This window comes from Streptomyces sp. NPDC059679, assembly GCF_042734105.1.
Classification (GTDB): Bacteria; Actinomycetota; Actinomycetes; order Streptomycetales; family Streptomycetaceae; genus Streptomyces.
This window is the reverse complement of record NZ_JBHWES010000033.1, coordinates 116,066-123,400: the sequence shown is the minus strand read 5'-3', so window position 1 is coordinate 123,400 and position 7,335 is coordinate 116,066. Positions and strand designations below refer to the sequence as shown.

Annotated in this window: 7 protein-coding genes; 4 read left to right on the top strand and 3 right to left on the bottom strand. The window is 70.7% G+C overall.

All coding sequences use genetic code 11. The annotated features are described in order from the left end of the window. Positions 1 to 119: 119 nt before the first annotated feature. The 3 genes from ACFV2X_RS30910 to ACFV2X_RS30900 form a co-directional block, all read right to left on the bottom strand. Complete coding sequence (locus ACFV2X_RS30910; protein ID WP_385622676.1) at positions 120 to 1,445, bottom strand: MFS transporter; 1,326 nt, start codon at positions 1,443 to 1,445, stop codon at positions 120 to 122. Positions 1,446 to 1,581: 136 nt separating this feature from the next. After that, on the bottom strand, positions 1,582 to 2,187 hold the full coding sequence (locus tag ACFV2X_RS30905) for a hypothetical protein (RefSeq protein ID WP_385622675.1): 606 nt from the start codon (positions 2,185 to 2,187) through the stop codon (positions 1,582 to 1,584). A 214-nt stretch (positions 2,188 to 2,401) separates the two neighbouring features. Next, positions 2,402 to 2,599, bottom strand: coding sequence for a DUF5708 family protein (locus tag ACFV2X_RS30900; RefSeq protein ID WP_385622672.1), 198 nt, complete (start codon positions 2,597 to 2,599; stop codon positions 2,402 to 2,404). Between the two features lie 339 nt (positions 2,600 to 2,938). Between ACFV2X_RS30900 and ACFV2X_RS30895 the strand changes: the two genes are divergently transcribed. From ACFV2X_RS30895 to ACFV2X_RS30880, 4 genes are read left to right on the top strand one after another with little or no spacing between them, the layout of a single operon-like run. Then, the gene (locus ACFV2X_RS30895) at positions 2,939 to 4,060 is read left to right on the top strand and encodes an exo-alpha-sialidase (protein ID WP_385622669.1); all 1,122 of its coding nucleotides are present in this window, start codon (positions 2,939 to 2,941) and stop codon (positions 4,058 to 4,060) included. Beyond that, positions 4,057 to 5,412 (top strand): ABC transporter substrate-binding protein, encoded by a 1,356-nt coding sequence (locus ACFV2X_RS30890; protein ID WP_385622666.1) that lies wholly within the window; start codon positions 4,057 to 4,059, stop codon positions 5,410 to 5,412. Before ACFV2X_RS30895 ends, ACFV2X_RS30890 begins: the two co-directional genes overlap by 4 nt. Continuing rightward, on the top strand, positions 5,409 to 6,356 hold the full coding sequence (locus ACFV2X_RS30885) for a carbohydrate ABC transporter permease (RefSeq protein ID WP_385622663.1): 948 nt from the start codon (positions 5,409 to 5,411) through the stop codon (positions 6,354 to 6,356). Before ACFV2X_RS30890 ends, ACFV2X_RS30885 begins: the two co-directional genes overlap by 4 nt. Continuing rightward, on the top strand, positions 6,353 to 7,294 hold the full coding sequence (locus ACFV2X_RS30880; RefSeq protein WP_385622660.1) for a carbohydrate ABC transporter permease: 942 nt from the start codon (positions 6,353 to 6,355) through the stop codon (positions 7,292 to 7,294). Before ACFV2X_RS30885 ends, ACFV2X_RS30880 begins: the two co-directional genes overlap by 4 nt. Positions 7,295 to 7,335 lie beyond the last annotated feature (41 nt).

Below are 7,335 nucleotides of genomic sequence, written 5' to 3'. Positions count from 1 at the left end.
GGCCGCACCCCGTCGGCCCAGCGCCCGGACGAACCGTCGGCCCCAGCGCCCGGACGAACCGCGGGCCGCGCGCCCGCCGCGCCGTGCCCGCCGCGCCGCGTCCGCCGCCGCGCCGCGGCCTACGCCGCCGCGTCGGCCACCCTCGCGCCTGCCGTCTCGCGTAGCTCGCGGACGTGGCGCGCGTGTTCGTCTGTCCTTGCGTCGTACGTCATGAGCTTCGGCAGGGTCAGCGCCAGGAGGCCGATGGAGGCCACGCAGGCCAGGCCGCCCGTCCATACCGAGGCCCGGACGCCGACCAGGCCGGCCATGCCGCCGGCCCGGACCTGGCCCAGCTGTGGGCCCGTCGCGTACGAGAGCAGCTCGATGCCCGCCAGCCGGCCCCGCAGCTCGTCGGGGATCGTCTGGTTCCACATCGTCGAGCGGAACAGCCCGCTGACCATGTCCGCCCCGCCCGCCACCGCCAGGCACAGCAGCACCAGCCAGACGTTCGGCAGCCATCCCGCCACGGCCATCGCCGCGCCCCACAGCGCCGCGCTGAGCACGACCATCCGGCCGTGCCGGTGCACCCGTGAGGCCCAGCCGCTGGTCACGCTCACCGCGATGGAGCCGACCGACCCGGCCGCGTACATCAGGCCGAGCGACCAGGGAGCGTCCAGTTCGTCGGCGAGGAAGGGGAAGATCGCGTTCGGGAAGGCGAACAGCATGGCCGCAATGTCCACCGCATACGTGCCGAGCAGCTCCTTGCGCCGCCAGGCGTAGCGCGCGCCTTCGCCGATCGCCCGCAGCGACGGCTTCTCCGCGTCGTGGGCGGGTGCCGCGGGCTTGAGGCCGAGCCCGAGGAGGACCGAGACGGCGAAGGTCAGCAGGTCCAGGCCGTAGGCGAAGGGCAGCCCGGCGTACGCGACGACGATGCCCGCGAGTGAGGGGCCCGCGACGGCGGACAGCTGCCAGCGGAGCGCGCTCAGCGCGGCGGCCGCGGTGAGCTGGTCGTGCGGGACGATGCGGACCGTGATCGAGTCGAGGGCCGGGCGCTGCAGCCCGGTGAGCGCGCTGGTCAGGGCGGCCACGACGTACAGCGGCCACAGCATGGGGTCGGGCAGCAGGCTGTTGGCCAGCAGCAGCGCCGACAGCAGGCCCAGGCCCACCTCGGTGAGCAGGATCAGCTTTCGGCGGTCGACGGCGTCGGCGAGCGCCCCGCCGTACAGGCCGAAGACGATGAGCGGCACCAGCTCGACCGCGCCGATCGCGCCGACGGCGAGGGCCGACCCCGTCAACTCCTTGATCTGCAGCGGCAGCGCCACCATGGTCAGGAAGGTGCCGAAGGAGGTCACCAGGCCCGCGGTCCACAACAGGCGGAAGTCGCGGGAGGAGCGCCAGGGCGCGAGATCGGGCAGCAGGGCGCGCCAACGCGCCCCCCGCGGCGGGGGATGTGGATCGTCCGTCACAAGGGGACATGCTCAAGCGCCATCCGTGCCGCCCACAAACGAATTTTTCCCGCCATGCCGCTCCACCGGGTCGCTCCACCGGGTCGCTCCACCGGGTCGCTCCACCGGGTCGCTCCGCCATGCCGCTCCGCCGGGCTTACCACGGGGCCGGTGGCGGGTCCGTCAGCCGGTCGGCCAGCCGGGCGAGGCGGTCGCGGAAGCGGTGGCGGCCGCGCGGCGCGGGCAGGCCGTTCTCCCCGGCGGCCGCGCTGACCAGGTGCTGGAGGGTGTCCAGATCGAGGCCCGCGTCGGAAGGGGCCGCCAGCGCGTCATGTGCGAGGGCGTGCAGTTCGGCGTGGCCGCCGTCGAGGGCGAGCACGGTGGCCCCGCTCCGGCGCGCACCGTGCACCCGCTCCAGCAGCCCGTCCCCCGGGTCGTCGGGCGCGACCACGAGCAGCGTCTCGCCGCGCCTGGCGCGCTCCAACCGGCCGAGGCCGATGGACAGATGTGCGGGGAGCGCGCCGTCCGGGATCCGGTGGCGTACGAGGGTGGGGGACAGCTCGGGCAGACCGGACCAGGCGGCCTCGTCGTCGAGGTGCGCGGCCAGGTGCCAGGGCTCGTACTCCTCGCTGCCGACCAGCAGCAGCCCGCCCCCGCGCGGCTCGACCGAGGCCCGCAGGGACCCCGCGAACCGGCGGGTGGCCCGCAGCCATTCGGTCCCGGCGAGCACATCGCGCAGCAGCGCGACCCGTACGGCGTCCATTGGTCTCCTGTCGTGGGGAGTTGCCCCCTCTGGCCTGTGATAGGTTGATTACACCCCGTAAGGGGCCGGTTCGGGCTGGACCGCAACCTTCGGGTTGGAAGCCCCCTCCGTCAGGTGGGGAGCGGAGTCACGGCACCGGGATCCTGTCGTAGCCCACGGGGCGGCAGGGCTATCCCCTGAAGAGGCTCACTCTTTCGAGCGGCTTTGGGCGGGTTCAGCGCTTCGAGCGTTGCCCGCCCAGGCTCAAGTAAGAGCCGTAGAGCAGTTGTGCGCCGCCCCAGCACATCATCACGACCCCAATCTTGGGGAGCTCCACTACGTGGAGTTCGACGTCCCCGGCGAACAGCCACAGTGCCAGCCCGACGGCGAGAGTGGCGGTCCCTTCCAGGAGCTGCTTGTAAGCGTTGGTCATAACGCGACGCTATGAGCCGCCGACTGACGGAACCTCCGCCCGGCGGAGGAAATCGGTGGCGGCTCCCTGCATCTTTCGACGGATCCGCCGCTAAGTGTTCATGTGCCGTCCCTTGACGCTCTGTGAGGCGAACCCTAAGGTCGCCGCACACAAGGGACGTCCTACGTCCGGTCATTTTGGCGGCGGCACTCGACTGCAACGGGGCATCGCAGGAACGAGCGTGTCTCGGGGCGCTGCGCGGGCTGGACTGAGGAGCCGCGCAGCGACGGAGGAGCGAGCAGTGACGAGGGAAGCCCGCGCGTAGAAGCGCCCCGAGACTGAGCGGGAAGGGGGGGGCGGATGGCAAGCGGTGTGGCAGCGTGCGCGTACGAGGTCTCCGTGCCGTTCCGGGCGGGGGCCGGGGGGTATGCGAGCTACCGCATTCCGGCGGTGGTGGCGACGGCCGCCGGGACGCTCCTGGCCTTCGCCGAGGGGCGGGTGGGGTCCTCCGCCGACCACGGCGACATCGACCTCGTCCTCAGGCGTTCGGCCGACGGCGGCCGGACCTGGGGGCCGTTACAGGTCGTCGCCCGTAACGGCGACGGCACGGCCGGGAACCCGGCGCCCGTGGTCACCGCCGGCGGCCGGGTCGTCCTGGTCCATGTGACCAGCGCCGCCTCCGCCACCGAGACCCTGATCCGGCTCGGCGAGGTGTCCGCGGCCGACGGGCGGCGGGTGTGGGTGACGCACAGCGACGACGACGGGGCGAGCTGGAGCGCGGCCCGGGAGATCACCGGTGAGGCGAAGCGGCCGGAGTGGCGCTGGTACGCCACCACGCCCGGCCACGCCCTGCGGTTACGCCACGGCTCCTGGCCGGGCCGGATCGTCGTCCCCGGCAACCACTCGACGCCGCCGACCGTCGCCGGGGACACCGGGGCCGAGGGCAAGTACGACGGCGGGCACGATCTGCTCAGCGACGACGACGGCGCCACCTGGCGGATCGGATACATCGAGGACAACCCCGACGGATACGTCAACGCGAATGAGACCACCGCGGCCGAACTCCCCGACGGCCGGATCTACTTCAACACCCGCAGCGACGCGAACGCGCCCGGCAACCGGGCCGACGCCTACTCGTCCGACGGCGGCGCGACCCTCACCAAGCCCTTCAGGCCACAGGCCGGGTTGGTCGCGCCGGTCGTCGAGGGCAGCGTGCTGCACCTCGGCGACCCCGGGGGCCCGGACGTGCTGCTGTTCTCCGGGCCCGCCGACCCCGGCTACCGGGCCCTGATGACCGTACGGGCCAGCCGCGACGGCGGGGTCACCTGGCGGCCCGCGCACACCGTCGACGGGCTGCCGGCCGCCTACTCCGATCTGGTCAGGATCGATGACGCGACCGTCGGACTGCTGTACGAGACCGGCGACTTCAGCGCCTACTCGACGATCACCTTCCGGCGCATTCCGGTGAAGGAGCTGGTATGAGCGAGACGCACCACCACAGTTCTCACGGTCCCCTCCAGGCCCCCGGGCGGCGCGCCGTCCTGGGCGGCGCGGCCGCCGTGGCGGCCGGCTTCGCCCTCGCGGGCTGTGGCTCGGACGACGGGGACGACGAGCCCAAGGGCCGTAAGAAGGGCGAGAAGATCTCGCTGACCTTCTGGTCCTGGGTGCCGGGCATCGACAAGCCCGTCGACCTGTGGAACAGCAAGAACCCCGAGGTGCAGGTCGAGGTCGAGAAGGTCTCGGCCGTGGACGGCGCCCAGTACGCGAAGATGCACGCCGCGATCAAGGCGGGCAACCCGCCGGACCTCGGCCAGATCGAGTACCCGGTCGTGCCCAGCTTCCTCATCGACAACGGTCTGCTGGACCTCACCAAGTACGGGGTCGACAAGTACAAGGACAAGTTCGTCGGCTGGCAGTGGCAGCAGTCGGTGTTCGGCAAGGCGGTCTACGCCGTACCGCAGGCGTCAGGTCCGATGGGCCTGTTCATCCGTCAGGACCTGTTCGACAAGTGGGACATCGAGCCGCCCACCACCTGGGACGAGTACGAGGCGGCGGCCAAGGCGATCCGTAAGAAGGGCGCCTGGATCGAGACCTTCTCGGCGACCAACGGCAACCGTTTCGCGGGCCTGGCCTGGCAGGCCGGGGCGCGCTGGTTCGGCTCCGAGGGCGACACCTGGCTGGTGAGCATCGACGACGAGCCGACCCGTAAGGTCGCCGACTACTGGGAGGCGCTGGTCAAGCAGAAGCTGATCAAGACCATCCCGGACCGGCAGAACGCCTGGTACAAGGACGTTCAGACCGGCGCGATGGCCTCCTGGCTCGGCGCCAGCTGGGGCGATGCGCTGCTGGTCGGCAACGCCCCGAAGACCAGCGGAAAGTGGCGGGTCGTGCCCATGCCGCAGTGGAAGAAGGGCGACGGGGCCTTCGCCAACTGGGGCGGCTCCACCACCGCGGTCTTCGCCAAGAGCAAGTACCCCCAGGACGCGCTCAAGTTCGCGATCTGGCTCAACACCGACCCCGAGTCGATCAAGCTCCTTATCGACAACGGCTATGGCACCCCCGCCGCCAAACAGGGCTACACCACCTCCCAGCTGGATGTGCACAAGGACTTCATGGGCGGCCAGGAGTACAGCAAGGTGTTCGACGCCGCGAGCAAGGGCGTGGACACCAGCTGGCGCTGGGGCCCGGCCACCGACACCCTCTACCAGCGGCTGGGCGACGCCTTCACCGCGGCCCTGGGCGACGGCGGCTCCTTCCGGTCCGTACTGAAGAAGGTGCAGGGCGAGACGATCACCGACCTGAAGGAAAAGGGACTGCAGGTGAAGGCCGGGTGAGACGCCCCACCCACACGGAGGCCCGCAGCGCGCGGGCAGCGGCCGGTTTTCTGCTGCCCTTCCTCGCGCTGTTCCTGCTGTGCTTCATCGCGCCCATCGGCTATGCCCTGTACGAGAGTCTGCTGAAGATCGAGCGCACCGGCGCGCTCGGCCTCGGCGGCGAGACCAAGGAAGTCTGGGCGGGCCTCTCCAACTACACGCACGCACTGGAGGACGACCGCTTCACCGCCGGATTCGGGCGGGTGCTGCTGTTCGGTGCCGTCCAGATCCCGGTGATGATCGTGCTGGCCACCGGGCTCGCGCTGCTGCTGGAGGCGGCCTCCGCCCGCTGGGTCGGCTTCTTCCGGACGGCCTTCTTCCTGCCGTACGGGGTGCCCGGCGTCATCGCCTCGATCCTGTGGGGCTTCCTCTACGTACCGGGCATCAGCCCCCTGGTGGAGATGGCCCACTCCGCGGGCTGGGACGTGGACTTCCTGTCCCGCTCCACCGTGCTGTGGTCCATCGCGAACATCGTCACCTGGCAGTTCACCGGCTACAACATGCTGGTGCTGATCGCTCAGCTGAAGTCCGTGCCCGGCGAGCTGTACGAGGCGGCGCGTATCGACGGGGCCAGGGCCTGGCAGATCGCCTGGCGCATCAAGCTGCCGCTGATCCGGCCCGCGCTCGTGCTGACCACCGTCTTCAGCATCATCGGCACCCTCCAGCTGTTCGCCGAACCCAAGGTGCTCAAACCGCTCAGCAACTCCATCGACTCCGGCTACACACCCAATCTGGCCGCCTACAACGAGGCGTTCACCAGCAACAACCAGCACATCGCGGCGGCCGAGGCGGTGCTGCTCGCACTCGTCGCCTGCGTACTGTCCTTCAGCTTCCTCAGGCTGGTGGGACAGCGAGAGCCCAAGGGATCCACAGGGTCCAAGGGGAAGGGCGGGACGAGCAGGTGAGCACCGAGGTCACCCAGCAGATCCCGGCGGACGGCACCCCGGCGCCGGGCACCGGGGCGAGCGAGTCGCGCCGCCCCGGCCGCCGCCGGGACGGCCGGCAGCCGCCGCTGCGCTACCGCATCATCACCCTCTCGCTGCTCGCCGTCGCGGCCGTCTACTTCCTGGTGCCGGTCTACTGGCTCGTGGTGTCGTCGACCAAGTCCAGCAGCGACCTCTTCGGCACGTTCGGCTTCTGGTTCCACGATCCGCACCCCATCGACTATCTGCACCGGGTGCTGACCTACGACGACGGCATCTACGTCCGCTGGTTCGCCAACAGCCTGATGTACGCGGGCGTCGGCGCGCTCGCTGCCACCCTGCTGTCGGCCGCCGCCGGCTACGCCCTGGCCAAGTTCCCCTTCCCCGGACGGGAGGGCATCTTCAACGTCATCCTCGCCGGGGTGCTCATCCCGGGCACCGCGCTCGCTCTCCCGCTGTATCTCCTCTTCAGCGAGATGGGGCTCGCCAACACCTATGCCGCTGTGCTGCTGCCCAGCGTGGTCAGCCCCTTCGGGGTCTATCTGTGCCGGATCTACGCGGCCGCCGCCGTGCCCGACTCACTGCTGGAGGCGGCGCGGATCGACGGCGCGGGCGAGGCGCGGATTTTCTCCACGCTGGGGCTGCGGCTGATGACCCCGGCGCTGGTGACCGTGTTCCTGTTCCAGTTCGTGCATATCTGGAACAACTTCTTTCTGCCGCTGGTGATGCTCTCGGACTCCGATCTGTATCCGATCCAGCTGGGGCTCACCTCCTGGCAGGGGTACGCGGACCGGCAGCCCGAGCTCTACCAGTACACGGTCGGCGGCGCCTTCCTGTCCGTACTGCCGCTGATGGTGCTGATGGGAGTCCTCCAGCGGTACTGGCGCACCGGGCTCACGGAGGGCAGCGTCAAGGCGTGACCGGGGCGTGTCCGCGTCATCGGGCGTGTCAGTATCGCTGT